Below are 25,022 nucleotides of genomic sequence, written 5' to 3'. Positions count from 1 at the left end.
GCGCGTGATTCGTCTCAAGACCCTCGCCGCGCAGTTTTCCAAGTTCACCGTCGTCGGGGGGCTGAACTTTCTCTTCACGCTGGTGCTTTTCTACCTGTCAGTGGTGGTGCTGCACATCAATCACCTGATCGCGCTGGTGCTGGTCTCGTTGATCGGCATGCTGCTCACCTACACGCTGAACTACTACTGGGTCTTCAAGCCGAGCGAAAAAGTCACCTACGGATCGCGGCTCGCCAAGTACATCGGTGCGGGCCTGGTATCGGTCGGGCTGAACGTGCTGTTGCTGCACCTGCTCACCTCGAGCACGCACATCGCACCGTTCTATGGGCAGCTGCTGCTGATCCCGTTCGTCGTGCTGTTCAACTTCTTCACGGCAAGGCTCTGGTCGCTGCGGGCCGAGCAACCCTCGGTGCCGTGAAACCCGTGGCCGACAGCAAGAAGCCTGTCCAAGAGGCAGGCGGCCGCGCGACAACCCCGCGGCGCGTGTTGGAAGCGGCGGTTGCAGCACTCGTGCTGGCCGCCGTGTGCGCGGTGGTCGTCTACGCGGTCTGGTCACGCAACCGCGGCTTCGAAATCACCGACGAGGCCTATTACCTCCTGCTCGCGATCCATCCCGCCGAGACCCGGTACTACATCAGCGCTCAGCAATGGGCGATGGCACCCCTCTGGCAGATCACGGGCAGCCTCGCGTCGTTCCGGATGGCGGGCTTTCTGCTGCTGACCGGCAGCGCGGCGGTGCTCGGCATGGGCGCGCTGACCGCGGCGCGAGGACGCGCTGCGTCCGTCATGCCGCAGTGGCCGGGCCGCATCGCCGTGATCGGCTGCGCCGTTGTTTGTGCGTTGCTGTATGCGATCACCATCAATGTGTCGCCGAGCTACAACCTGCTGGCCTCGGCGGGTGCGTACCTCTCTCTGGGGCTGGTGCTGCTGGCTGGAGACAAGACGGCGGCAGCCGGGCGCGCCGGGATGTTGGGGTTGGCCGGCGTCGCACTCGCGGTGGAGTTCGTCTGCAAGCCTTCGTCGGGCCTGGCCACCTTCGTGCTCGTGGTGATCGCCGTGCTGTGGCTGGACCGCTCGGGCGGGCGCAAGACGCTGGCGTTGGCGGCGGTGATCGCTGGCGGGCTGTTCGGGCTTGCCGCGCTCCTCTTCGCGCACACCACGCCCACTGAGGCGGCGCAAGCTTTTAGCGGTGGCATGGCGCTCTTCAGGATGGTCCAGACCGAGCCCATCCTCACGCGGCTGGGCCGCTACGCCATCGAGTTCGGGGGCTACACGGCCGACGCGATGCGCTCGAATGTGTTTCTCATCGTCGCGGTTCTCGTGTACCTGATCAGAAAAAGCTGGGTGACGATCGGACTCGTGATCGCCGCGCTCGTCCATGCGCTTGTCGCCGCGGAGTATTTTTCGTATGGCATGGCGCAGTACGTCGAGTACATGCAACGGGCATTGGTCTTGCTGGCGCTCATGCTCGCGGTTGCGTGGCAGGCCGTGCCGGTGCGCTCCAGATGGCTCTTCGTCCTGCTAGCCATGCTGCCCTACACCGTGGCGATGGGAACCGGCAACGCGCTCTTCGGCCAGGTGATCATTTCCCTGGCCTCCTGGGGCGCCTTGATGGCGCTCGCCGCGTACGCCAGACCGGTAGCAACAAGGGATGCAGTGGCGTCGATGGCGATCCTGGTCGGGTTCGTCGCGCTGACGAGCGCCCAGATCCTCGTTTCCAAAGCCAAGATCCCCTATAACCTCAACGAACGCATGGACCGGCAATCCTTCGCCGTCACCATCGGCCCGTTGGGTCGGGTGAAGGTGGATGCGGGAACCCGGCAGTTCATGCACGAGATCGATGCGGCCATCGAGAAGTGCCGCATTGCGCCCGGCGCACCGTTCCTGGGTCTGTACAACGTCCCTGGCTTGGCGCTGGCGCTGAACGCGGTGCCTGTGGAGACGCCCTGGTTGAACAACGTCGCCCAGGCTGACGCGGTGCTTGCGTCGAACGAAGCCCTTGCCGACAAGGCTGTGGTCGCGATCCGGCTCAACATCGATGCAAGCCTGCCGCCGCTTCCGGCTGCGTTGAAGGGGTTCCCCGCCAATTTCGAGCACTGCGGGGACGCGGTGTTTCCCCACGAACAGCAGAAGATCCAGATATGGAGCGGTCTTCGGCAGAGATGGCCGCCAGACTGACAGTGGGTACCTGCTATTTGGCAGCGGATGCCTCGGCCGCCTGACGTTCGATGTGCTCCAGCGCGGCCGCCAGTTTCTTGGAATCGATGGCGTAGCTGTCGAGAAACAAGCTCGGGTCGGAAACCGTGTGCTCGTCGCCGGGCTGGAACAACGCGTGTTCGCCGACAAGGATCTGATAGCTGCACCCGGCAAACAGTGCCATGTTCGATTGCGAGCAGAAGAGCTGCGTGTAGGGCGACGACAGCGCTAGCACCTGCGTGCCCGGCTGGCAGAAGATCAGGTTGGTGAATGCCGCTCCCATGGCGCCGACGATGGTGCGGGCTTCCGCGAACAGGCGCACCTGCTGCTCGAACGACAGCTGGCCGGTGTCCACGATTTCGTAGCCGTACGACGCGAGCACCTCTTCGACTTCTGGGGTGTTGATGATGTTCCGGCCGGTGCGACGCGCAAGGAAAACCTTTCTGCTGCCGGGGCCCGCCTCTTCGATGCCGAACCGCTGGAAAACGGTGGACCGCATGTGGCCCAAAGTCTTGAAGCAGATGGCCGAGAACTTCCACATCGGCCCGCGCAGGTTGTCGGTCAGGTTCGTGCAGGCAGATACCACGTGAAGTTTTTTTACTTTCAGCAACGTGGAGTCATCGAGCCGGTAAATGGGCCAGTCGGGCAGCATGGTCTGCAGCGACTCGAATTCCTGCGGAAACATCTTGTCGTCGACGATCAGCGGCGTTTTTCTCAGGCGGTCCTGCTTCGAAAGAATATGGGATTTCCCGAGGTACTCTATAAGCCAATGGTAGTAGTTTGGACTGCAGCGACCGCTCAGCAATATGGCAGAAGGAATGCTGATTTCTTGTTTATAGCGGAACCAGAAAAGAACTTCGCTCTTTTCATCGAGCGAGACGACGTACGGCCAGATGCCTGCTACAAAACCCTGATGTGGATCTGCCGCTGGCTCGTAAATCACCATGCGATGCTTTGCCACTACCTGAAATCCACCAAGGACAGCGGCGTCATCGATCGTTGCGAGCCATTTGCGCGGAACTTCCGCTCTGCGTAGCGGGCGTTCAGCGTTCGAGCCGATGATTTTCGGTTCTTGAAAATCCATCGGATAGGCGGGTTCGATGTCTTCCAGCTTGTACCCGGCCTTGGGGAGGTCGAAGAATTCGATGGTTTTGAGCTTCGAGAGAAATATCTTTTCTCCTGAGTTTTTTTCGCTCAATTGTCGGGAAATGGCTTTGGATTTTATTTCTTCGAAGATCCCCTTTCGGGCGGACTCAAAGATTGAGTATTTGTACAGCGCGACCTCTGATTCGCGAGCGGCACTGTTTTTGGAGAGTGATGTGAGTTCGAGTTTCGCAAAATAGATCAAACCGCTCATCGCTGCAAAGAAGCGATTGATGTATCTTTTTTCCTTGCGACCTTTCAGTGCATAGTGAGTGCTTGGGGAAATTCCTTCTTCCCGCACATCGCGGTAGGTTCGAAGGTAGTAGGATTCGTTGAGGCAGAAGCGAATCAGGAATTTCGTGGTGGTGGCGTAAATCCAATCGACGAGTCGTTCGGTGGAGTGATTGGGGTATCGGCCTTCATTTATTCCGTATTTGAAATAATGGTAATTTGAATCCAGTCCCGCCCTTGCAACATCTTCATATTTTTGCTTATAATATTCCGCATTGACGAATTTTGTTCGAGTGAGGGCGCGTAGCAGCAAGGAGCGAAATCGGATCATTGTATGGATGTGCGTGTTGCGGCTCGATTCGGAATCTCGTGAAACTTCATGAAAGCATGGACTCAAAATGACTTCAAATAATTCGGCGTTTATTCATTCTCTTGCCGATGTTCAAGCCAAGGAAATTGGTGATGGAACAAGCATATGGCAATTCAATGTTGTCCTCGCGGGTGCGCGCATTGGCGCCAATTGTAATGTGTCGGCACATTGCTTCATCGAGAACGATGTCGTGGTGGGTGACAACGTGACAGTCAAGTCCGGAGTCTATCTCTGGGACGGCATCACGCTCGAGTCGAATGTATTCATTGGCCCCGGCGCCATTTTTACCAATGACCTGTTTCCCCGGTCAAAGGTCTATCCGGAGTCGTTTCTGCGTACGACTGTGTGCCGCGGCGCTTCGATCGGGGCTGGCGCCGTGATCACGCCGGGCATCACCATCGGGCATGATGCCATGGTGGCGGCGGGTGCCGTAGTGACGCGCGACGTGGCACCGTTCTCGCTGGTCGTGGGGGCGCCGGCGCGCCATGTCCGGTTCTTGAATCAGGAATGAACGTCCCGCGCCCGGTCGGAAGTCGAAAAATTCACGAATGAAAAAAACAACGACGGAGCGAATTGCTGTCGCTTTCTTTTACGCGGCGGCCTTGCTCGCCATCAGTTGGTTCCGGGACAGTGCCATACAGCCGAACTTGTGGATCAGTGTTTCGGATTTTTTGAATTTCCCGACCATCAACGATCCAAAAACGTTTGCCCGAGCTGGGCTTGAAGTCGCTGATCAGGGGTGGCTGGCGCAGCCGTCCGCCTGGATCTTCAATCTCTGGCCGCCAGGATTCGTGCTGCTATTGGGCGGAATTTTCAAGATGCTTGGCACGGAAGCCCCGTTTCTCGTGGTTCTTCTCGGGTTGACCATCGTCACTGGCGTCTTCATGCTGATGACGGTCAGGCGCTATCTTTCATTTTATGTTTCGGCATTCTTGGCCCTGTTGCTGCCGCTGGTCCCATTCCTGTTTCCGGTCACAAGATTTTTTCTTTTGCAACCGGTGGGCCTTTCCTTTGGCGAAGGGTTTTCGGTTCTATTCTTCATCACATTCACATTTCTTCTTCTGATTGCTGCCAGAACCGGGGTCGTGCGCTACGCAGTGGCCGGTGGTGTTTTTTTGGCGCTGGCGGCCTATTTTCGCTCGCAGTATGAATTGATCGCGCTTGTGCTCAGTGTCGGTTTTCTTGGGCTGGTGGTATTGGTGCTGGCGTTGAGTTTTCTTTTAAAGAAAAAATCAATTCGAACAAACGGATCAACTGCGCTGAAGGCGATGGCAATCTGTGTGCTTGCAGCGCAACTCTTGATGCTGCCGTGGCGCATTTATCACTATGTCGACGTCGGCAGATGGGACTGGGTTCAAACGCAAGACATCGTCATCCGAAATGCCTTGATGTCCGAGGAAAAATTGAGGGAGATGGACGGAGACTTTGTTGTGGCGGGCGGGGGGCATTTGGCCTGTAAGTTCGAGCCCGATTTTTGCGGAAAAACAGAGCCCTCCCTTTTTTACAAGGCATTCTTCGACCATTTTGGAGAGTGGGTTGAGTACAAGGCGTCGCTGGCAAGAATCTACTGGTTTCCGACGATTCGCTCCTTTCCGAAGCTTTTGGCGGAGGATGTTCCCGGTGACTATTTGGGAAATTCAGTTGTATTGATTTTGTTTGCGGTCTCATTCTTTTTTCTGTATTTAATTCGAAAATCATCTGATTTCCTTGTCTATTTTTGGGCGCTTTCTTCTTTTTACGCCTGTTTCTTCGTGATATTTGTTTTGGTGCAGTTCGAGGTAAGGTATTTCTTTCTCCCCAAGATTTTTTCGGTCTTTGTAGCGTTGGCTCTGGCGAGCGTGGCCTGGTCTGCGAAAACGAGCAGGGTGCGGTGAATGCTGTGACTCGCCTCGATTAAAATTGGATTGATTTTCAAGGGGGAAGAAGTGAAGGCTGTGATTTTGGCGGGTGGGTTGGGCACCCGCATTTCGGAAGAAACGGGCCTGAAGCCCAAGCCCATGATCGAGGTGGGCGGCAAGCCCATCCTCTGGCACATCATGAAGATCTACGCCGCGCACGGTGTGAACGACTTCGTCATCTGCTGCGGCTACAAGGGCTACGTGATCAAGGAGTACTTTGCGAACTACTTCCTTCACATGTCCGACGTCACCTTCGATATGGTCGGCAACACCATGGAAGTCCACCACCGCAAGGCCGAACCCTGGCGCGTGACACTCATCGATACCGGCGAAGACACCATGACCGGCGGGCGCCTCAAGCGTGTGGCGCCCTACGTGCGGGACGAAGAGCTTTTCTGCTTCACCTACGGCGACGGGGTGGCTGACCTGAACATCACCGAACTCATTGCCTTCCACAAGTCGCAGAAGGTCAAGGCCACGCTCACCGCCACCTTCCCGCCTGGGCGCTTCGGCGCACTCGACATGCAGGGTGACAAGGTGCGCAGCTTCCAGGAAAAGCCAAAGGGCGACGGCGCCATGATCAACGGCGGCTTTTTTGTGCTGTCGCCTTCGGTGATCGACTACATCGCGGACGACGCCTCCGTGTGGGAGCGTGAGCCGCTTGAGCGCCTGGCCGCCGAAGGGCAGCTGGCCGCATTCAAGCACGGCGGCTTCTGGCAACCGATGGACACGCTGCGCGACAAGACCCATCTCGAAGAGCTGTGGGCGGGCGGTCGGGCACCTTGGAAGGTCTGGGAATGACGCCGTCTTTCTGGCGCGACAAGCGCGTCTTCCTCACGGGGCACACGGGCTTCAAGGGCAGCTGGCTCGCGCTGTGGCTGGGCAAGCACGGTGCCATTGTCCGAGGCTACGCACTGGCGCCGTCCACCGAGCCCAGCCTGCATGCGCTGGCTATGGCGCGCTCGGCCACGGATTCGCTGATCGGCGACGTGCGCGACCTCGGTGCACTGCGCACTGCCCTGCACGAGTTCGCGCCCGAAGTGGTGTTCCACTTGGCCGCCCAGCCGTTGGTACGGCGTTCCTACGTCGATCCGGTGGAGACCTATTCCACCAACGTGATGGGCACGGTGCACTTGCTCGAGGCGGCGCGCGCCTGCAGCAGCGTCCGCTCGATCGTGGTCGTGACCAGTGACAAGTGCTACGAGAACCGGGAATGGCAGTGGGGCTATCGCGAGAACGAACCCATGGGCGGCTACGACCCGTACAGCAACAGCAAGGGATGCTCGGAATTGGTCGCGGCCTCGTACCGGTCTTCGTTCTTCAATGAAGCCCGTCATGGCGAGCACGGCGTTGCGCTCGCAACGGCCCGTGCCGGCAACGTGATCGGCGGAGGCGACTGGTCGGAAGACCGGCTCGTGCCCGATCTGCTGCATGCCTTTGCCGAAGGGCGTGTGGCGGACATTCGCAACCCCCATGCGGTCCGGCCGTGGCAGCACGTGCTGGAGCCGCTTCGGGGCTACATGATGCTGGCCGAGCGCCTGCATGCCGAGGGCCCGGGATGGGCGCAGCCCTGGAACTTTGGCCCGGCGGATTCGGACGCCCGACCTGTCTCCTGGATCGCGGACCGTCTGGTCGATCTGTGGGGCGGCGGCGCGCAATGGCGCAGCAATGCACAAGAAGACCAGCCTCACGAAGCCAACTGGCTGAAGCTCGACTGCTCAAAGGCACGGCAGACGCTGGGGTGGATTCCGCGCTGGGATCTGCGCCAAAGCCTCGGTGCCATCGTCGATTGGCAGCGCGCCTGGCTCGACGGTCGCGACATGGCCGACGTTACCCTTGAACAAATCGAACAATACGAAAGCACCCCCACCCATGACTGAAATCTCCTTCAAGAAAAACGAGCTGCGCAAGAAGATCCTCGCCCTGGTCGGCGAGTACGGCGACCTGGCCAGCGTGCCCACGCCCTTCGTGCCCGGCGAAACCATGATCCCGCCTTCGGGCAAGGTCGTCGGCGCGCCCGAAATGCAATTGATGGTCGATGCGTCGCTCGACGCATGGCTCACGACGGGGCGCTTCAACACGCTGTTCGAAAGCCGTCTTGCGGGTTATCTGGGTGTGAAGCACCTGATGACCGTGAACTCCGGCTCTTCGGCCAATCTGGTCGCGTTCTCGACCCTGACATCTCCCAAGCTCGGCGACCGCGCGATCAAGCCCGGCGACGAGGTGATCGGCGTGGCGGCGGGCTTCCCCACGACGGTGAATCCGATCCTGCAGTGCGGCGCAGTCCCGGTGTTCGTCGACGTGCACATCCCAACCTACAACATCGATGCTGATCTGCTCGAGGCCGCCATTGGCCCGCGTACCAAGGCGATCATGCTGGCGCACACGCTGGGCAATCCGTACAACCTGAAGGTTGTCAAGGCCGCCTGCGAAAAGCATGGACTGTGGCTGGTCGAGGACTGCTGCGATGCCTTGGGCGCACGTTATGAAGGGCAGCTCGTGGGCACCTTCGGCGATATCGGCACCTTGAGCTTCTATCCCGCCCATCACATCACGATGGGGGAGGGCGGCGCGGTGTTCACCAACAACGACGAACTCCGGCTGATCGCGGAATCCATCCGCGACTGGGGTCGCGACTGCTACTGCGCGCCCGGCAAGGACAACACCTGCAACAAGCGCTTCTGCTGGAAGCTCGGCGATCTGCCCGAGGGCTACGACCACAAGTACACGTACTCCCACCTAGGCTACAACCTCAAGATCACCGACATGCAGGCGGCATGCGCCCTGGCCCAGCTCGACCGGTTGGACGGCTTCGTGGCGGCACGGAAGAAGAACTTCGCCTACCTGACAGAGCGCCTGCGCAGCTGCGAAGAGTTCCTGGAGCTCCCCGAAGCCACGCCGGGCTCCGAGCCGTCGTGGTTCGGCTTCCCGATCACCCTGCGCGAGGCGGCCAACACGCGGCGCGTGGACCTGCTCACTTACCTCGACCAGCAGAAGGTCGGTACACGTCTCCTGTTCGCGGGAAACCTGCTGCGCCAGCCGTACATGATCGGCCGCAACTACCGCGTGGTCGGCGAGCTGAAGAACACCGACCGGATCATGAACGACACGTTCTGGATCGGCGTCTACCCGGGTCTGACCGAGCCGATGCTCGATCACGCCGTCGAAAGCATCGAGACCTACCTCGGCCTGCGCTTTGACTGACCTTGCGCCTCCTGTTCCGGCGTCGGAACTCGATGAGGTGCTGAGGTTGACCGCGCCGAGCGTGTGGGACGTGTTGCGCGGACAGGCGCTGTTCCTGACGGGCGGCACCGGCTTCGTCGGCAAGTGGCTGCTGGAATGCCTGCTGCATGCCGACAGAGCGTTGGGTCTCGGCCTGCGCGTGACGGTGCTGACGCGCGAGCCCGACCGGTTCGCGCAAGGCAGCCCGCATCTCGCGAAGGCGAAGCCGGTCGAATTGCACCAGGGCGATGTCGTCGATTTCGAGTTTCCAGGCGGAACGTTCTCGTCCATCATCCATGCGGCATTGCCGGTGGCTCCACCCGGGGCGGACCTTGGCCGGCTCGAGCACCTGTCCGAGGCGGGAACGCGTCGCGCGTGCGAGTTCGCGGCCGCCAGTGGCGTGCGCCGGCTTCTGCATGTCAGCTCGGGCGCGGTGTACGGCGCCCAGTTGGGCGTGGCGCGGCTCGCGGAATCGCAGCCGTGGCACGAGGCCGATGGTGCGAATGCGTACACCCGGGCGAAGCGCCGGGCAGAAAGCGTCGTGGCGCAACCCTGGCCCTTCGAGGTGGTTGTCGCGCGTTGTTTCGCATTCCTGGGGCCCTATCTGCTGCCTTCGAGCGGCGCTGCGGCGGCCCAGTTCATTGCCCAGGCCGCGAACGGCCAGGGCATCGTGGTGCAGGGAAGCGGCGAGGCGATCCGGACCTATCAGTACGCGGGCGACATGGCGCGTTGGCTGCTGAGCTGCCTGGCGTTGGGCGCACCTGGCCGCGTATACAACGTCGGGGGCGACAACGAGGTGACCATCGCCGAACTTGCCGGTGAGGTGACGCGTGTTGCACGCACGGGCATCCCTGTCCAGGTGGCAGGGCGCGCAGTCCCGGGTCTGGCCGGCCATCGGTACGTTCCGGATGTGAAGCGCGCGGCCGATGAGCTCGGGTTGACGAATGCCGTCGGTCTCGAGGAAGGAATCCGCCGAACCCTCTCCTGGCTTGCCACGCCGGGTACCAACCGATCTTTTTCATCATGAGACATTCATTCGACCCTGCCTCCTTGCGCAAGACGGTGCTCGAGATGGCCTACGCAGGCAACGCCGTGCACCTGGGCTGCGCCTTCTCGATCATCGAGCTGCTGTCCTGCCTGTACGGGCGCCACATGCGCTACGACAAGGCCAATGCCGCCGATCCTGCACGCGACTATCTGGTACTGAGCAAGGGCCACGGCGTGATGGCGCAATACGCCTGCCTGTACGAGTTGGGGTGGCTGGACCGCACCGACATCGACAGGTACTTCCACGACGGTTCCCGGCTCAAGGGGCTGTCGGACGCACACGTGCCCGGGTGCGAGGTGACCTCCGGCACGCTCGGTCATGGGCTTTCGGTCGGCGTGGGGCTTGCCCTGGCCGCGTCGCGGCGCAAGAGCGGCCAGAAATGCTATGCCCTCATCGGCGACGGCGAGATCAACGAGGGACCGATCTGGGAGGCCATGCTCTTCGCGGCGCACGCGAAGCTGGACAACCTCATGGTCATCGTGGACGCGAACGGTTTCCAGGCGATGGGCACCACCGACGAGGTGATGCAGCTGGGTGATCTCGGAGCCAAGTTCGCAGCCTTCGACTTCGATGTGCTGACGGTCGATGGTCATGACATGGAGGCCATCTCTGCGGCGATCACCGACCTGGAAGGGCGCCACAACGGCCGGCCCAAGGCGCTGGTCGCGAAGACGGTGAAAGGCAAAGGTGTCTCCTACATGGAAAACGTGAATGCGTGGCACTACTCGCGCCTGAATCCTGAGCTGTACGCGCAGGCGCTGCGCGAACTCGAGGGAGCATCGGCATGAGGGCCGCGTTCTCCGCAGCCCTGGTCGAGGCGGCTTCCAGGGACGAGCGCGTGGTGCTCCTGACAGGAGACCACGGCTACGCCTTGTTCGACGAGTTCCGCAAGCGCTGCCCGGACCAGTACATCAACGCCGGCATTGCCGAGCAGAACATGGTGGGCGTGGCCGCTGGGCTGGCCAAAGCCGGCTTCCGGCCGATCGTCTATGGCCTGAGCGCCTTCGTGCCGGTGCGGGTCCTCGAGCAGATCAAGATCGACGTCTGCTACGAGAAGCTGCCGGTCATCTTCACCGGTGACGGTGCCGGGCTGGTGTACAGCACGCTGGGCACCAGCCACCAGAGCTTCGAAGACATCGCCTGCCTGCGCGGGGTGCCGCACATCGACATCATGTCGCCGTGCGACGCGCACGAACTCACGGCCTGCATGTCGACGGCATTGGCGCTCGAAAGCCCGGTCTACATGCGCATGGGCAAGGCCGACCTGGGCGCCGTGCATGTCCAGGCGCCTTCGCTGGTGCGCGGTGAGCTGGTCCGTGTGCAGGAGGGGAATGCCCCGGTGCAGCTGATCGCCACCGGCTCCATGGTCAAGGCCGCATGTGTGTTGGGTGCCGAGCTCGGTGTGCCGGTCTGGAGTGCGCCCTGGATCAAGCCGCTCGATGCCGGGCAACTGAGTTCGCTTGCCGCGCAAAGCCGGGCCATCGTCACGCTGGAAGAGCATTCGGCGGCTGGTGGACTCGGCGCCGCGGTGCTGGAGGCGATCTCCGAGGCGACGCCCGTCCCGGTGCTGCGCATTGGTGTGGGCGAGCGTTTCTCTGAAACTTGCGGCTCCTATGCTCATGCCATGCGCGAGCATGGACTCGACCTGGTGTCGGTGCGCGCGCGGGTGGCGCCTTTCGTCGGCAAGTGGAAAATGTCCTGAGATGCTGAATTCGCAGCTGCTGCGTTTCCTGCTGGTCGGTGGATTGAACACCGTGGTGGGCTACGCATTGTTCGCTGCCTTCGTGTGGGCGGGACTTGCGTACCCGCTCGCCATCGGACTGGCGACCGTGCTCGGCGTGGCGTTCAATTTCCAGAGCACAGGGCGGCTCGTCTTTGGTGGCGCCCCCTTGTCACAACTCGGCCGCTTCGTCGCGGTGTATGTTGTCGTCTACCTGATCAATGTCGGCTCGGTTGCCTTGCTGCTGCGCGCCGGGCTCAGTGTCTATGTGGCGAACGCGATGGTCATTCTTCCATTGGCGCTGATCGCCTTTGTGCTCCAGCGCCGCTTTGTTTTCTCTGCCTCATGAAACACATCACCGTCGTCACCCCCTGCTACAACGAGGAAGAGAACGTCGAGGAGGTGTACCGCCAGGCGCGCGCCGTCTTCGAGACGATCGAGGGCGTGACGTATGAGCATCTGTTCATCGACAACTTCTCGTCCGACCGAACGCCGGAGATCCTGCGCGCGATGGCCGCTGCCGATCGCAACGTCAAGGTGATCCTGAACGCAAGGAATTTCGGGCACATCCGCTCGCCGTACCACGGGTTGCTGCAGGCACGCGGTGATGCTGCGATCCTGCTGGTGGCCGATCTCCAGGACCCGCCGGAGTTGATGAAGGCCTTCGTCGAGCACTGGCACAACGGTGCCAAGCTGGTCGTGGGGGTCAAGCCGACCGCCGACGAGTCGGGCCTGATGTTCGCGATCCGCCGCGCCTACTACCGGACCGTGACGCGCATTGCCGACGTCAAGCTGATCCAGAACTTCACCGGCTTCGGCCTGTACGACAGGCAAGTGCTGGAGGAGCTTCGCCGGATCGACGATCCCTACCCCTACCTTCGCGGCCTGGTGTCGGAAGTCGGCTTCGAGGCGGTGCAGGTGCCCTACAACCAACCGCGCCGCAAGCGCGGCATCACGAAGAACAACTTCTACACGCTCTACGACATCGCGATGCTGGGCATCACCTCGCATTCGCGGGTACCGCTGCGTATCGCCACGATGGTGGGCTTTGCGCTGTCGGGTGTCAGTCTTGGCGTGTCGCTGCTCTATCTGATCCTGAAGATGCTGTTCTGGAGCGAGTTCTCGATGGGCACCGCGCCCATCCTGATCGGTATGTTCTTCTTCGCCTCGGTCCAGCTCTTCTTCATCGGCCTTCTGGGCGAGTACGTCGGCGCCATCTTGACGCATGTGATGAAGCGCCCGCTGGTGGTAGAGCGGGAACGCCTGAACTTCGACAACTGAACGGCGGAGCAACCACCCCGCGCCACAAGGGCCCGGGGCGGTTCGATCCGCTTCAGCGCTCCTCGATGATCCGCCCGTGTTCGAGGTGGATGACGCGGTTGCACTCCTTGGCGATCAGCTCGGGCGAATGCGAGGCCAGCACCAAAATGCCGGATTTCGAAACGACGTCCCGCATCCGCTTCTCGGCCTTCTCGTTGAAGTCCGCATCGCCCACCGACAGCCATTCGTCCATGAGCAGGATGTCCGCCTCGACGCTGGTCGAGATGGAAAAGGCCAAGCGCATCATCATGCCTGTGGAATAGGTCCGCACCGGCATGTTGACGTACTCGCCGAGACCGCTGAATTCGCAGATGGACGGGATCTGCCGCTCGATCTCCTTGCGGCTCATGCCCATCACAAGGCCTCTGAGCATGATGTTCTCGATGCCGCTGGCGTCCGGCTCGATGCCCAGTGCCGGATCGATCAGGCTGGCCACGCTGCCCTGGCGGACCATTTCCCCCGAAGAGGGTTCATAAACGCCTGCCAGCGTGCGCAGCAGGGTGGACTTTCCGGAGCCGTTGTGGCCAATGAGGCCGAGCCGGTCGCCGCTTTTCAGTTCGAGGTTGATGCCGTTCAGCGCCTGCACCACGGTGACGCCGGTTTCCTTGCCGAAGCGCCCGCCCGTGACCGACGCAGCAATCGTCTTCTTCAGCGAAGAGGCGCCGGCGCCATAGATGGGGAAGCTGACGCCGACGTTTTTGAGAGAGATAAGAGCCATGATCAGAGCCAGTAGACGACGCGGCGGCGGTATTTGGCGAACACCAGGGTCGCGGCGACAACGGTTACCGCGGTCCAGCCCAGGATGCCCCACCAGCTGTGGGCATGTGCCACGCCACCCATCAGCGGAGTGCGCAGCAGGTCCAGCATTTGCGCGAAGGGATTCCAGAGAATGTACTTGGCGCGCCCCGGAAGATTTTCAGGAATCCAGAACACGGGGGTCAGGAACATCAACATCTGCATCACGCTGGTGACGATCTGGGTGACGTCCCGGTACCGCGTGCAGATCAGGCCCAGCAGGAGCCCCAGTGCATGTGCGTTGATCACAGCGATCAGGAACGCAGGAATGACCAGGAGCGCAGACCAGCCGAGCGAGACACCCGCCCAGAGCGCGACCGGGATGTACAGCACGATCTGGTGTGCAAACTGGATCAGGTTACGCGAGATGCTGCGCCAAACGAACAGACTGACGGGGAAGTAGCCCTGCTTCAGGTAGTTGGTCGAGCTGACGAAGGCATTGCACGCATCCGTCACCGTGCTGGAGAAGAAACTCCAGAAGATGATGCCGAGCGCCAGGTGCGGAAAGAACTTGTCCAGCGGGGTGCCGAACAGGGAGCTGTACAGCGGCCCCATGCCGCCGATCATGGCCCCCATGCTGAGCGTGAGCCACAGGGGGCCGAGCATCGAGCGCCGGTAGCGCAGCACGATATCGAACCAGGCAAGAGTCCACCAGATGTCGGTCCGGCGTGTACCTTCCCACCAGTCAGCGAAGACGCTGCGGTGCAGATTTGAGTGAACTTGGCTCATGTGAGTCCGGAAATGTGTGCCCGAGGGGCGGTGCCGCCCTTGTCCGGGCGGTTGTTGAAACCGGCTTCGTCGAGCGCCAGTTTTTCGCTGCCGATGCGTGTCAAGAGATTTTTTCCTTTTTCATGGATGAACGGCGGGGGAGCCAGTCATCGCGAAGCTTGCCAAGGCCGGGAACCTGTCCCTCGGCCGTGTGACGGAAGGGGCGCATGTTCGGTTTGGTGTGAAGTGGGCGATAATTTTACCGGCGCTGATTCGGCGACCCGATTGGAACACCGGCCATCGGCACCCGTGAACAAGTAAAAAAGCGTCCGCAAAGACATCTGACGGGCCGCGCGCACTCGACAAAGCGAGCAACCCATGAGTATCACCCGTCCCCTTGAAGTTTCCGTTGCGCTGTGCACGTACAACGGCGCGCGCTTCCTGCGCGAGCAGGTTCGCAGCATCTGCCTTCAGAGCCGTCCGCCGGTCGAGATCGTTCTGTCCGACGATGCCTCGCGCGATGGTTCGGTCGATGTGGTGCGTGCCGCCGTTGCTGAATGCGCCGCCGAGCGGCCACAACATCCCGTGGCGTTGCGGATCTTCGAGAACACCACGGCGCTGCGCGTCGTCAAGAATTTCGAGCAGGCCATCAGCGCCTGCACCAGCGAATTGATCGCGCTGAGCGACCAGGACGACGTGTGGATGCCCGACCGCCTTGAAAAAATGGTGGCTCGCTTCGAGCAGGACGACAGCCTGGTGCTGCTGCACACCGACGCACGCCTCGTGGACACCGACCGCCAAGACATCGGTCATACACTGTTCCATGCCCTGGAAGTTTCGCCTTCGGAACTGGCGCGCGTCCACGCCGGCAATGCCTTCGACGTGCTGTTGCGCCGCAACCTCGTGACCGGCGCCACCACGGTTTTCCGTCGCTCGCTGCTCGCCGATGCCTTGCCGTTGCCGGTGGAGTGGGTGCACGACGAATGGCTGGCCATCATCGCGTCGACGACGTCGCGGGTCGACCTGCTGGAAGAGTCCCTCATCGAATACCGCCAGCACGAATCCAACCAGATCGGCGCCCGCCGCGACACTTACAAGGAAAAAGTGCGCAAGGCGCTCGCCTCGCGCGGCAACACGCACGTCGAGCGCGCGATCAAGGCCGAGCTGTTGCTGGAGCGCCTGCTGCAACTGGGCGATCGCGTGCCCCCCGAGATCATCGACAAGGTGCGCAGCAAGATCGTGCACCAGCGTTTCCGCGCCGCCTTGCCGGCCTCGCGCCTGGCCCGGTGCGTGCCGATCCTGCGCGAGGCCATGACCGGTCGCTACGACAAGTTCGGCCGCGGGGTGCGCGGCGTGGTCCGCGATCTTTTCGAATCCGTCTGACACAACAACAATGAACCCAACCAACGTCCCCGCGAACCCTTCCCCGCCTGGCGAGCCGATGGCCTGGCCGAACGTCGTGGTCATCATCCCGTTCTACAACGGCGCCGATTTCATCGAGCGCTCGGTGAAGAGCGTGTTCGAGCAGTCGGTGCCGGCGCACGAGGTGATCGTGGTCAACGACGGCTCCCGCCCGGAAGAGCGCGCCGCGCTCGACGGGCTGGCGGCCCGCTATCCGTTTCGCATCCTCGACAAGGAGAACGGCGGCCAGGGCTCGGCGCGCAATGCGGGCGTGGCGGCGTCGACCTCCGAGTACATCTGCTTCCTGGACCAGGACGACTTCTACCTGCCGAACCACATCGAGACGCTGGTGTCGTCGATCCCGTGGGACGACCGCCTGTTCGGCTACATCTACGCCGACCTGTACGAGGCGGACGGCGACGGCAACGTGATCCGCACCGGCGTCATCAAGGACCACGCACAGCACCCGAAGCGCAGCATCTTCGACCTGCTGCGCTACGACATGTTCGTGCTGCCCTCGGCCGCGCTCGTGAGCCGCAAGGCCTTCGACGCGGTGGGCGGCTTCGACTCGCAGTTCATGGGCTACGAGGACGACGACCTGTTCCTGCGCATCTTCCGCAAGGGCTACAGCAATCACTTCGTGGACAAGGCCGTGACGGTCTGGTGCATCCACACGGCCAGCACCTCGTTCGGCATCCGCATGGTGCGCAGCCGCTTCAAGTACTTCAAGAAGCTGCTGCAGATGTTCCCCGACGAGCACCAGCGCGGCCGCTACTACCTGCGCGAATACCTGATGCCGCGCTTCCAGCTGTTCTTCGTGAACGAGGCGATCGAGGCCATCAAGAAGGACGACCAGTACCGCGGCGAGATGACGGCGGTGCTCGATGACTACGCGGCCATCGTCTTCGCGAACCCGTATGTGGGCCGCAAGAAGAAGCTGCGGTTGTGGATCACGCTGTTCCTGCTGCGCCGGAGCACGCCGGGCATGGTGCGCTTCATCGGCGCGCTGACGAAGCTGCCGGGCATCCGCAGCCTGCGCAAGGTCTACAAGTCCTGATGCGCGCCGCGGCGGCCCGCAGGCCGCCGCAGCCCGGACCTCAGCGGGCCGGCGCCGACGTCATCGCCGGGTCCATGTAGGTGGCGTGCGAGCGCACGTACTCGGCGCGCAGGTGGCCCGCGTCCTTGTAGATCGGCGTGGCGTCGGCATCGGCACGGGTGCACCAGTCTTTCTGGCACAGGCTCGGGATCGGGTCGATCACGATGGCGCCGCTACGCTGCGCGATCTGCCGCATGCGCTCGTGCAGCGCCTTCTGCCTCGCGTCCCAGGGAGCGGTGGGCGACATCTTGCCCACTTGCATGTCGCCCAGGCGGCCACCCTTGATGAACTCCTCGGGGCCGAAGCCCTCGCCGACCGGGTTGTCCAGCAGCAGGTAGACCTGCTTGTGCTTGGCCAACGTGGTCAGCACGGTCTCGAGCATGTTGAGCGAGAAGTCCACGCCGCCGCCGCCCATGAAGCGCCGCTTGTCCTTGCCGTCGAAGAAGTAGTAGCGGTCGGCCGCTGCGTTCTCTGCGTTGGGCTTGCCGGTCTCGGTGAAGTAGCAGTTCCAGCAGCCGCCGAAGACGACGGCGCCGAACCGGTCGCTCATGGCCAGCCGCATGCCGCCGTCGCGGCGTTCGCCGCACAGGTTGTTCTGCTCGTCGACCACGTTGGGAATCGGCGGGCACGCGCCCCAGGTCACGAAGGAGAGCGAATCGAGCGTGCCCGGCGATGTCTTGGAGAGCTCGACGGCACGCGGCCCGTACTGCTCGACATGGCTGTCCCCGAAGAACAGCACCCGCCGCTTGCCCTGTCCGATCTGCTGCAGCACCTCGCCGTCGACCTTGATCGGGCTCAGGCCGTCCGGGTAGGCCCAGTCCTTGGCGGCCGCGGCGGTCTTGTTGAAGTACGGATCGCTGTGGCGGCCCACGTAGTAGCGCGTGGTCGCCAGCAGGCCGAGCACGACGAAGCCGATCATCACGGCCACCAGCCCCGCCGTCACCGTCGGGTTCTCGCTGCGGCGCGTGTAGCGCTCGACGAACCGGTAGGTCAGCCACGCGAGCACGAACGACGCCACCAGCATCAGCGCGCGGATGCCGTCCGATGGCAGCTTGCCCTCGAGGATGCGCGCATAGGCCAGCAGCGGCCAGTGCCAGAGGTAGAGCGGGTAACTGATCAGCCCGACCCAGACCATCGGCTTGGACGCGAGCACATAGCGGTTGAGCACGCCGCTCGGTCCGGCGGCGATGCAGAAGAAGGCGCCTACCGACGGCAGGATGGCCCAGAACCCGGGGAAGGCCTTGCCGCCGCGGATGTAGCACAGGCCCAGCACGATCAGCACGAGGCCGGCGATCGACTGCGCGTGGCGGCTCCAGCCCGCCTTCGGCGGCGGGCGGTGCAGCCGCGCATAGGCCAGCATGCCGCCGATCATCAGTTCCCAGAAGCGCGACAGCGGCGAATAGAACGCGGCCGTGCGGTGGCTGTGGATGGTCGTCACGTTGAGCAGGAACGACATCGCCGCCACCGTGCCGAGCACCGTGAGCATGCGCCACTTGCGCTTCCAGGCCAGGCCCAGCAGCACGGGCCAGAAGATGTAGAACTGCTCTTCAATCGCCAGCGACCACAGGTGCAAAAGCGGCTTGGTCTCGGCGGCGTTGTCGAAGTAGCCGGCCTCGCTCCAGAAGGCGAAATTCGAGACAAAGCCCGCGCCCGCGGCCACGTGCTTGCCCAGCTGTTCCCATTCGTGCGGCAGCAGGGCGAACCAGCCGAAGGCCATGGTGGCCAGCAGCACCAGCGCCAGCGCCGGGAAGATGCGCTTCACGCGCCGCGCATAGAACTCGCGGTAGCTGAAGCCGTCGCCCTGGAAGCTGCCCAGGATGATGGTGGTGATCAGGAAGCCCGAGATGACGAAGAAGATGTCGACACCGATGAAGCCGCCCTTGATCCACTGCGGGAACGCGTGGTAGCCGAGCACCGAGAGCACCGCGACGGCGCGCAGCCCGTCGATGTCCGGGCGGTATTTCGGGTGAACCAGGTGGGCGTGTTCGGGGAGGGAGGTCGGGCTGCTCGTGGTCGTCATCGTCGGTGCTGAAAGCGGCGCTTGCGGGCTTTTCGTGCGGGGCTTTTCGGCCCCGATTGTCCTCGCAAACGCCGCCGTGCCTTTTCAGGCGGCGGCGCGCTGCAGCCGCCAGTAGCGCCAGAAAGCGCCCGACAGCCACACCTTGAGCAGGCTGGTCACGTGCCAGTACAGGTACTTCTTGCTGCGGTGGCTGGCGCGCTGGGCGTCGTGGCGCGCGCGCAGGTCTTCGGTCACCTGGAGCTTCCAGCCGGCCAGCCGGGTGCGGGCGCAGATGTCGAAGTCTTCCCCGTACATGAAGAAGCGCTCGTCGAAGCCGCCGATGCGGCGGTAGGCCTCGCTGCGGAACAGCATGAACAGGCCGGGAATCCAGGCCGGCACGGCCGGCGGCTGGTAGCCGGGCTTCTTGCGGCCCAGGATCTCGAAGGGGGTCAGCAGCGCGCGGTGCGGCTCGGGCTCGGGCCGGCCCGACTCCAGGATGCGCGGCGTCATGAGGCCGGCGTCGGGCGCGGCCTGGGCGAGCATCGGGGCGAGCACGTCGGCGTCGAAGCGGATGTCGGGGTTGAGCACCAGGAACCAGGGCGTGTCGCAGTGCGCGAAGGCCTGGTTGTGGTTGGCGCCGAAGCCCAGGGGCGCCGCGTTCTCGATGCGCTCGATGGGAAAGCCCCACTGGCGTCCTGCGAGCAGGTCGGCCTCGGGAATGTTCAGCGTGAGCACGACCTTGGCGATCGCGTCCCGGCTGTGCCGGTCGAGCTGCTCGAGCAGCGGCAGCACCAGCGCGAGCTGGCCGTGGCTCACGATCGACAGGGTGACCGGGGCGTGGGGTGAAGAAGGGGGCGTGGGCATGGTCTAATTTCGCTCGGGAATTCTAGGGTTCCCCCAACGCCACACATGATTGCCCTGATCATCCTCAGTTTCTTCGTCTCCGCCATCGCGGTGCAGCTGTTCATGCGCCGCGCGCGCAGACACGCGCGCCGCTACGGCGCCGACATGCCCCAGCGTTTCCACAAGGGCCACGTGCCACGTCTGGGCGGGGCCGGCATCATGCTCGGCATGAGCGCGGCCTGGCTGGGCGCCGGCCTGATCGAGCCGCTGAACATCGCCTGGCCGCTCAAGTCCTCGATGCTCACGCTGGTGTGCATCCTGCCCGCCGTGCTCGGCGGCATCGTCGAAGACGTGACCCAGCAGGTCAAGGTGCGCTACCGGCTGGGCCTGACCATCGGCTCGGCGCTGCTGGTGTGCTGGGTGCAGGGGCTGGGCGTGGCGCGCACCGGCTTCGAGACGCTCGACGGCTGGCTCGCGCTCCTGCCCTATGCCTCGCTGGTCTTCGCGGCCCTGGCCATCGGCGGCCTGCCGCATGCCTTCAACATCATCGACGGCTACAACGGGCTGGCGGGCACCGTGGCCGTGCTCGTGTGCCTGGCGATCTCGCACGTCGCGCTGCAGCTGGGCGACCGGCAACTGGCCGCGATGGTGATCTGCCTGGTCGGCGCCACCTTCGGCTTCCTGGTCTGGAACTACCCGCGCGGCAAAATCTTCGCCGGCGACGGCGGCGCCTACGTCTGGGGCATGGTGATCGCCGTGGCCTGCGTGACGCTGGTGCAGCGCCACCGCGTGGTGTCGCCGTGGTTCCCGATGCTGCTGCTGATCTACCCGGTGTGGGAGACGCTGTTCTCCATCTACCGCAAGCTGGCCCGCGGCCAGTCGCCGGGCACGGCCGACGCGCTGCACTTCCACCAGCTGATCTTCCGGCGCATCGTGCGCGTGGCCTTCGCGGACGACGAGGCGCGCCAGCTGCTGGCGCGCAACAACCGCACCTCGCCCTACCTGTGGATGTTCGCCGCGCTGTCGGTGGTGCCCGCGGTGCTGTTCTGGAACAACACCTTCGTGCTGATGCTGTTCTGCCTTCTGTTCGTCACGACCTACGTCGGGGCGTACCTGATGATCGTGCGCTTCAAGGTCCCGCGCTGGCTGCGGCCCTGACCGCCGGCGCCTTCTTGTTGCGAGAATTCTTCCCATCGTCCACCGCTTTGGAGCCTGACCGCCCATGACCGACCCCGTCCTCAACATCCCTCCGCGCGACAAGGCCGAGATCCTGGCCCAGGCGCTGCCGTACATCCGCAAGTTCCACGGCAAGACCATCGTCATCAAGTACGGCGGCAACGCCATGACCGACCCCGCGCTGCAGGCCGACTTCGCCGAAGACGTGGTGCTGCTCAAGCTGGTCGGCATGAACCCGGTGGTGGTGCACGGCGGCGGCCCGCAGATCGAGGCCGCGCTGAACAAGCTGGGCAAGAAGGGCAGCTTCGTGCAGGGCATGCGCGTGACCGACGCCGAGACCATGGAAGTCGTCGAATGGGTGCTGGCCGGCGAGGTGCAGCAGGACATCGTGGGCCTGATCAACCAGGCCGGCGGCAAGGCCGTGGGCCTCACGGGGCGCGACGGCGGTCTCATTCGCGCGCAAAAGCTCAAGCTGGCCGACCGCACCGACCCGAACGTGCACCACGACGTGGGCCAGGTGGGCGACATCGTCTCCATCGACCCCAGCGTGGTCAAGGCGCTGCAGGACGACGCCTTCATTCCCGTCGTGAGCCCGATCGGCTTCGGCGAAGAGAACGAGAGCTACAACATCAACGCCGACGTCGTCGCCGGCAAGCTGGCCACGGTGCTCAAGGCCGAGAAGCTCATGCTGCTGACCAACACGCCCGGCGTGCTCGACAAGAACGGCAACCTGCTCACCAACCTGAGCGCGCGCGAAATCGACGACCTGTTCGCCGACGGCACCATCTCGGGCGGCATGCTGCCCAAGATCGAAGGCGCGCTCGACGCGGCCAAGAGCGGCGTGAACGCGGTGCACATCATCGACGGCCGCGTGCCGCACGCGATGCTGCTCGAGATCCTGACCGACCAGGCCTACGGCACGATGATCCGGGCGCGCTGAGCGCCCTCCGCGTGCCTTCCGTCGGCGGAAGGCGCGCGCTCACTGCGCTGTGCGAGAATCAATTGATTACATCTTTGCACGCGCTCCCATGCAGAACGAAGAGACAGCTGCCCCCGGCGTAGAGACCCCGGCCGACACGCCCGCCGCCGCACCGACGCGCAAGCGCCCCAAGCCGGGCGAGCGGCGCGTGCAGATCCTGCAGGCGCTGGCCGCCATGCTGGAGCAGCCCGGTGCCGAGCGGGTCACCACCGCCGCGCTGGCCGCGCGGCTCGAGGTGAGCGAGGCGGCCCTGTACCGCCACTTCGCGAGCAAGGCCCAGATGTTCGAGGGCCTCATCGACTTCATCGAGCAGAGCGTCTTCACGCTGGTCAACCAGATCCTCGAGCGCGAAGGCGCCACCGGCAGCCAGCAGGCGGCCCGCATCCTCGTGCTGCTCGTGCAGTTCGCCGAGCGCAACCCCGGCATGACGCGCGTGATGGTCGGCGACGCCCTGGTGTTCGAGAACGAGCGCCTGCAGCAGCGCATGAACCAGTTCTTCGACAAGATCGAGGCCACGCTGCGCCAGGTGCTGCGCGGCGCGGCCGCCGCCGACGGCTCGGCCACGCCCAGCGTCGACGCCCAGGTGCGCGCCGCGGCGCTCACGGCCTTCGTGGTCGGGCAGCTGCAGCGCTTTGCGCGCTCGGGTTTCCGCCGCGCGCCGTCGGAACACCTGGAAGCCACGATCGCCCTGATCGTTTGACGGCCAGGCCGGCAGGTCCGGCACCGCCACGCTGAACTCGACGCGGCCCCTTGCGGCGCGTACGATCGATTTCCTCCCTTGCCGCCACGCGGTGCCGCGGTGACAAGCCCGTTTCGCATGACCTCTGGATCGGAGGCTCGCATGAGTGCTTGTCCTTCCCGCCGCCGCTGGCCTTCCGGGGCGCGCCATGCCTGACGCCGCCGCTGCCCGCCCGGCCCCTCTCCTGCACGCCGTCGCGCTCACCGCCGTCGCCATGGTCGCGTTCGCGGCCAACTCGCTGCTGTGCCGGCTCGCGCTGCAGCACGGCGGCATCGACCCCGCCAGCTTCGGCAGCATCCGGCTCGCGTCCGGGGCAATCACGCTGGCGCTCGTCGTGCGCTTCCGGGCGCAGCCGTCCGCGCTCGGGCACACCGGCTGGCTCCCGGCCGTCATGCTGTTCGCGTACGTCGCGTTCTTCTCCTTCGCCTACCTCAGCCTCCCGGCGGGCACGGGTGCGCTGATCCTCTTCGGCGCGGTGCAGCTCACGATGCTGGGCGCGGGGCTGGGCGGCGGCGAGCGCTTCGGGGTGCTCGCGTGGTGCGGCTTTGTCCTTGCGGCCGCCGGCCTCGTCTACCTGGTGTCGCCGGGCGTTGCGGCGCCGCCGCTGCTGGGCGCCGTGCTGATGGCGGTGGCGGGCGTGGCATGGGGCGTGTATTCGCTGCGCGGACGGGGCGTGGCCGATCCGCTGGCCGCGACCGCGCGCAACTTCCTGCGCGCCGTGCCATTGGCCTTGGCGCTGAGCCTGGTGTTCATCACGCGCGCGCATGCCGATGCGCACGGCGTCGCGCTGGCCGTGGCCTCCGGTGCGCTGACCTCGGGGCTCGGCTACGTGGTCTGGTACGCGGCGCTGGGCCGGCTGTCGGCGTTGCGGGCGGCCACGGTGCAGCTGTCGGTACCGCTGCTGGCGGCGTTCGGCGGCGTGCTGTTCCTGTCGGAAGCGATCACGCCGCGGCTGGCGCTCGCCTCGGTGGCGATCCTTGGCGGCATCGCGCTGGTGCTGAGCCAGAAGTCGCGCCAGGCGGCGCGGCGCTAGGCGACGGCCACGCCCACCTTCGCGCCGGCGGCGACGATCTCGCCCCAGGTCGCGTCATCGACCCACACGCCGTCGCGCCGGCGTGCCGCGCGCGCCTGGCGCTCGGGCTCGCCCGCGATCTGCACGGCCTCGAAGCCCTGGCCCGGCGGGCTTTGCCGCAGCCAGCCGATGAACTCGCGCGCCTCCTCGTCGAAGGCCTTCTGCGTGCCGAGCTTCACGGGGTCGATCAGCACCGTCAGCATGCCGTTGAGCACCGTGCGTGCCGTGTCCGCGGGCCGGTGCCAGGTGCCGCCACCCGTGAGCGCGCCGCCCAGCAACTCGCAGGCCACGGCCATGCCGTAGCCCTTGTGTTCGCCGAAGGTCATGAGCGCGCCGAACAGGCCGTTGCCCTGCGGCACCACGACCACGCCCGGGTCGTTGGTGGGCGCGCCGCGCTCGTCGATGAGGTAGCCGTCGGGCACCTGCTCGCCCTTGTTGTGGGCCACGCGCATCTTGCCCTGCGCCACGCGGCTGGTCGCGTAGTCGAGCACGAAGGGCTCGGCGCCCGCCAGCGGAATGCCGATGCAGCACGGGTTGGTGCCAAAGCGCCCGTCGCCGCCACCCCAGGGCGCCACCACGGGCCGCGAGAGCACGTTGACGAAGTGCATCGCCACCAGCCCCTGCGCCGTCGCCATTTCCGCGAAATGCCCGATGCGCCCCAGGTGGTGCGCGTTCGCGAGCGTGAAGATGCAGCTGCCGTGCTGCTTGGCGCGCGCGATGCCGAGCTCCATCGCCTGCACGCCGACGATCTGCCCGTAGCCGTGCTGGCCGTCCAGGCCCATCAGCGTGCCGATGTCGAGATTGACCTTCACGGCCGCGTTGGGCACGAGCCCGCCTTCGGCCACCGCATCGATGTAGCGCGGCAGCATGCCCACGCCGTGCGAGTCGTGCCCGCTGAGGTTGGCCAGCACGAGGTTGGCGGCCACCTGCTGTGCTTCGGCGACGCTGCTGCCCGCCGCTTCGAGGATGCGGGCGACGTTGGCTTGCAGGCCGTCGGCCGGCAGGGTTCTGGACATGGATCAGGCTCCTCTTGCGTTCAAGGTGATGGCGTGGCGGTGGCCGAAGG

Annotated in this window: 24 protein-coding genes; 18 read left to right on the top strand and 6 right to left on the bottom strand. The window is 64.1% G+C overall.

The features are described from left to right. Positions 1-4 precede the first annotated feature (4 nt). Entirely contained in the window at positions 5-418 is a 414-nt protein-coding gene (locus AC07XP_RS24965) for a GtrA family protein (RefSeq protein WP_070060248.1), read from the top strand. A 5-nt stretch (positions 419-423) separates the two neighbouring features. Continuing rightward, complete coding sequence (locus AC07XP_RS24960; RefSeq protein WP_495266192.1) at positions 424-2,178, top strand: hypothetical protein; 1,755 nt, start codon at positions 424-426, stop codon at positions 2,176-2,178. Between the two features lie 13 nt (positions 2,179-2,191). Here AC07XP_RS24960 and AC07XP_RS24955 read toward each other — a convergent pair whose 3' ends face one another. Beyond that, positions 2,192-3,901 (bottom strand): glycosyltransferase family 61 protein, encoded by a 1,710-nt coding sequence (locus tag AC07XP_RS24955; RefSeq protein WP_495266191.1) that lies wholly within the window; start codon positions 3,899-3,901, stop codon positions 2,192-2,194. Between the two features lie 67 nt (positions 3,902-3,968). Between AC07XP_RS24955 and AC07XP_RS24950 the strand changes: the two genes are divergently transcribed. The 10 genes from AC07XP_RS24950 to AC07XP_RS24905 are packed head-to-tail and all read left to right on the top strand — an operon-like array spanning position 3,969 to position 13,109. Next, entirely contained in the window at positions 3,969-4,451 is a 483-nt protein-coding gene (locus AC07XP_RS24950; RefSeq protein ID WP_495266190.1) for an acyltransferase, read from the top strand. Between the two features lie 37 nt (positions 4,452-4,488). Beyond that, positions 4,489-5,814 (top strand): hypothetical protein, encoded by a 1,326-nt coding sequence (locus tag AC07XP_RS24945; RefSeq protein WP_495266189.1) that lies wholly within the window; start codon positions 4,489-4,491, stop codon positions 5,812-5,814. A gap of 51 nt (positions 5,815-5,865) precedes the next feature. Beyond that, on the top strand, positions 5,866-6,639 hold the full coding sequence (rfbF, locus tag AC07XP_RS24940) for a glucose-1-phosphate cytidylyltransferase (RefSeq protein WP_495266188.1): 774 nt from the start codon (positions 5,866-5,868) through the stop codon (positions 6,637-6,639). Next, positions 6,636-7,718, top strand: a complete 1,083-nt coding sequence (rfbG, locus tag AC07XP_RS24935) for a CDP-glucose 4,6-dehydratase (protein ID WP_495266187.1) — start codon at positions 6,636-6,638, stop codon at positions 7,716-7,718. Before rfbF ends, rfbG begins: the two co-directional genes overlap by 4 nt. Beyond that, a complete protein-coding gene (gene rfbH / locus AC07XP_RS24930; protein ID WP_495266186.1) occupies positions 7,711-9,042 on the top strand; it encodes a lipopolysaccharide biosynthesis protein RfbH in 1,332 nt (443 codons plus the stop codon). The genes rfbG and rfbH overlap by 8 nt, the downstream gene beginning before the upstream one ends. After that, positions 9,035-10,087, top strand: coding sequence for an NAD-dependent epimerase/dehydratase family protein (locus AC07XP_RS24925; protein ID WP_216360103.1), 1,053 nt, complete (start codon positions 9,035-9,037; stop codon positions 10,085-10,087). Before rfbH ends, AC07XP_RS24925 begins: the two co-directional genes overlap by 8 nt. Next, a complete protein-coding gene (locus AC07XP_RS24920; RefSeq protein ID WP_495266185.1) occupies positions 10,084-10,896 on the top strand; it encodes a transketolase in 813 nt (270 codons plus the stop codon). Before AC07XP_RS24925 ends, AC07XP_RS24920 begins: the two co-directional genes overlap by 4 nt. After that, on the top strand, positions 10,893-11,810 hold the full coding sequence (locus AC07XP_RS24915; protein WP_495266184.1) for a transketolase family protein: 918 nt from the start codon (positions 10,893-10,895) through the stop codon (positions 11,808-11,810). Before AC07XP_RS24920 ends, AC07XP_RS24915 begins: the two co-directional genes overlap by 4 nt. A 1-nt stretch (position 11,811) precedes the next feature. Next, the gene (locus tag AC07XP_RS24910) at positions 11,812-12,177 is read left to right on the top strand and encodes a GtrA family protein (protein ID WP_070060237.1); all 366 of its coding nucleotides are present in this window, start codon (positions 11,812-11,814) and stop codon (positions 12,175-12,177) included. Beyond that, positions 12,174-13,109, top strand: a complete 936-nt coding sequence (locus tag AC07XP_RS24905; protein WP_070060236.1) for a glycosyltransferase family 2 protein — start codon at positions 12,174-12,176, stop codon at positions 13,107-13,109. The genes AC07XP_RS24910 and AC07XP_RS24905 overlap by 4 nt, the downstream gene beginning before the upstream one ends. 52 nt (positions 13,110-13,161) lie before the next feature. On the opposite strand, the gene AC07XP_RS24900 is transcribed toward AC07XP_RS24905, so the two are convergent. Both AC07XP_RS24900 and AC07XP_RS24895 read right to left on the bottom strand, forming a co-directional pair. Continuing rightward, positions 13,162-13,866 carry an ABC transporter ATP-binding protein gene (locus AC07XP_RS24900; protein ID WP_070060235.1) on the bottom strand — a complete coding sequence of 235 codons (705 nt, stop codon included), beginning with the start codon at positions 13,864-13,866 and terminating at the stop codon, positions 13,162-13,164. A 2-nt stretch (positions 13,867-13,868) separates the two neighbouring features. Further along, on the bottom strand, positions 13,869-14,672 hold the full coding sequence (locus tag AC07XP_RS24895; protein WP_070060234.1) for an ABC transporter permease: 804 nt from the start codon (positions 14,670-14,672) through the stop codon (positions 13,869-13,871). A 357-nt stretch (positions 14,673-15,029) separates the two neighbouring features. Between AC07XP_RS24895 and AC07XP_RS24890 the strand changes: the two genes are divergently transcribed. Further along, complete coding sequence (locus AC07XP_RS24890; RefSeq protein WP_495266183.1) at positions 15,030-16,034, top strand: glycosyltransferase family 2 protein; 1,005 nt, start codon at positions 15,030-15,032, stop codon at positions 16,032-16,034. A 10-nt stretch (positions 16,035-16,044) separates the two neighbouring features. Further along, on the top strand, positions 16,045-17,109 hold the full coding sequence (locus tag AC07XP_RS24885) for a glycosyltransferase family 2 protein (protein WP_159273766.1): 1,065 nt from the start codon (positions 16,045-16,047) through the stop codon (positions 17,107-17,109). 40 nt (positions 17,110-17,149) lie between these two features. Here AC07XP_RS24885 and AC07XP_RS24880 read toward each other — a convergent pair whose 3' ends face one another. Further along, positions 17,150-19,168, bottom strand: a complete 2,019-nt coding sequence (locus AC07XP_RS24880) for an acyltransferase family protein (RefSeq protein ID WP_495266182.1) — start codon at positions 19,166-19,168, stop codon at positions 17,150-17,152. Positions 19,169-19,252: 84 nt separating this feature from the next. Further along, complete coding sequence (locus tag AC07XP_RS24875) at positions 19,253-20,011, bottom strand: glycosyltransferase family 2 protein (protein ID WP_495261839.1); 759 nt, start codon at positions 20,009-20,011, stop codon at positions 19,253-19,255. Positions 20,012-20,056: 45 nt separating this feature from the next. Between AC07XP_RS24875 and AC07XP_RS24870 the strand changes: the two genes are divergently transcribed. From AC07XP_RS24870 to AC07XP_RS24855, 4 genes are all read left to right on the top strand, one after another. Then, a complete protein-coding gene (locus AC07XP_RS24870) occupies positions 20,057-21,148 on the top strand; it encodes a glycosyltransferase family 4 protein (protein WP_062471143.1) in 1,092 nt (363 codons plus the stop codon). Between the two features lie 64 nt (positions 21,149-21,212). Beyond that, a complete protein-coding gene (gene argB / locus AC07XP_RS24865) occupies positions 21,213-22,106 on the top strand; it encodes an acetylglutamate kinase (protein ID WP_062471140.1) in 894 nt (297 codons plus the stop codon). 88 nt (positions 22,107-22,194) lie between these two features. Beyond that, a complete protein-coding gene (gene slmA / locus AC07XP_RS24860) occupies positions 22,195-22,845 on the top strand; it encodes a nucleoid occlusion factor SlmA (protein ID WP_062471138.1) in 651 nt (216 codons plus the stop codon). A gap of 187 nt (positions 22,846-23,032) precedes the next feature. Continuing rightward, positions 23,033-23,917, top strand: a complete 885-nt coding sequence (locus tag AC07XP_RS24855; protein ID WP_307635968.1) for a DMT family transporter — start codon at positions 23,033-23,035, stop codon at positions 23,915-23,917. Here AC07XP_RS24855 and AC07XP_RS24850 read toward each other — a convergent pair. After that, entirely contained in the window at positions 23,914-24,972 is a 1,059-nt protein-coding gene (locus tag AC07XP_RS24850; protein WP_495266181.1) for a malate/lactate/ureidoglycolate dehydrogenase, read from the bottom strand. The two genes, AC07XP_RS24855 and AC07XP_RS24850, sit on opposite strands and share 4 nt — an antisense overlap. Between the last annotated feature and the right edge of the window lie 50 nt (positions 24,973-25,022).

The sequence above is a fragment of the Variovorax sp. GW531-E2 genome, from assembly GCF_059423125.1.
The sequence above is the reverse complement of the archived record's forward strand: the minus strand, read 5'-3'. Positions and strand labels throughout refer to the sequence as shown.

Excerpts from the sequence above, each read along its gene's own strand:
- AC07XP_RS24955 (WP_495266191.1), bottom strand. The coding sequence starts at position 3,901 with ATGATCCGATTTCGCTCCTTGCTGCTACGCGCCCTCACTCGAACAAAA.
- AC07XP_RS24950 (WP_495266190.1), top strand. The coding sequence starts at position 3,969 with ATGACTTCAAATAATTCGGCGTTTATTCATTCTCTTGCCGATGTTCAA.
- AC07XP_RS24945 (WP_495266189.1), top strand. The coding sequence starts at position 4,489 with ATGAAAAAAACAACGACGGAGCGAATTGCTGTCGCTTTCTTTTACGCG.
- rfbG (WP_495266187.1), top strand. The coding sequence starts at position 6,636 with ATGACGCCGTCTTTCTGGCGCGACAAGCGCGTCTTCCTCACGGGGCAC.
- rfbH (WP_495266186.1), top strand. The coding sequence starts at position 7,711 with ATGACTGAAATCTCCTTCAAGAAAAACGAGCTGCGCAAGAAGATCCTC.
- AC07XP_RS24920 (WP_495266185.1), top strand. The coding sequence starts at position 10,084 with ATGAGACATTCATTCGACCCTGCCTCCTTGCGCAAGACGGTGCTCGAG.
- AC07XP_RS24915 (WP_495266184.1), top strand. The coding sequence starts at position 10,893 with ATGAGGGCCGCGTTCTCCGCAGCCCTGGTCGAGGCGGCTTCCAGGGAC.
- AC07XP_RS24910 (WP_070060237.1), top strand. The coding sequence starts at position 11,812 with ATGCTGAATTCGCAGCTGCTGCGTTTCCTGCTGGTCGGTGGATTGAAC.
- AC07XP_RS24905 (WP_070060236.1), top strand. The coding sequence starts at position 12,174 with ATGAAACACATCACCGTCGTCACCCCCTGCTACAACGAGGAAGAGAAC.
- AC07XP_RS24900 (WP_070060235.1), bottom strand. The coding sequence starts at position 13,866 with ATGGCTCTTATCTCTCTCAAAAACGTCGGCGTCAGCTTCCCCATCTAT.
- AC07XP_RS24895 (WP_070060234.1), bottom strand. The coding sequence starts at position 14,672 with ATGAGCCAAGTTCACTCAAATCTGCACCGCAGCGTCTTCGCTGACTGG.
- AC07XP_RS24890 (WP_495266183.1), top strand. The coding sequence starts at position 15,030 with ATGAGTATCACCCGTCCCCTTGAAGTTTCCGTTGCGCTGTGCACGTAC.
- AC07XP_RS24885 (WP_159273766.1), top strand. The coding sequence starts at position 16,045 with ATGAACCCAACCAACGTCCCCGCGAACCCTTCCCCGCCTGGCGAGCCG.
- AC07XP_RS24880 (WP_495266182.1), bottom strand. The coding sequence starts at position 19,168 with ATGACGACCACGAGCAGCCCGACCTCCCTCCCCGAACACGCCCACCTG.
- AC07XP_RS24875 (WP_495261839.1), bottom strand. The coding sequence starts at position 20,011 with ATGCCCACGCCCCCTTCTTCACCCCACGCCCCGGTCACCCTGTCGATC.
- AC07XP_RS24870 (WP_062471143.1), top strand. The coding sequence starts at position 20,057 with ATGATTGCCCTGATCATCCTCAGTTTCTTCGTCTCCGCCATCGCGGTG.
- argB (WP_062471140.1), top strand. The coding sequence starts at position 21,213 with ATGACCGACCCCGTCCTCAACATCCCTCCGCGCGACAAGGCCGAGATC.
- slmA (WP_062471138.1), top strand. The coding sequence starts at position 22,195 with ATGCAGAACGAAGAGACAGCTGCCCCCGGCGTAGAGACCCCGGCCGAC.
- AC07XP_RS24855 (WP_307635968.1), top strand. The coding sequence starts at position 23,033 with ATGCCTGACGCCGCCGCTGCCCGCCCGGCCCCTCTCCTGCACGCCGTC.
- AC07XP_RS24850 (WP_495266181.1), bottom strand. The coding sequence starts at position 24,972 with ATGTCCAGAACCCTGCCGGCCGACGGCCTGCAAGCCAACGTCGCCCGC.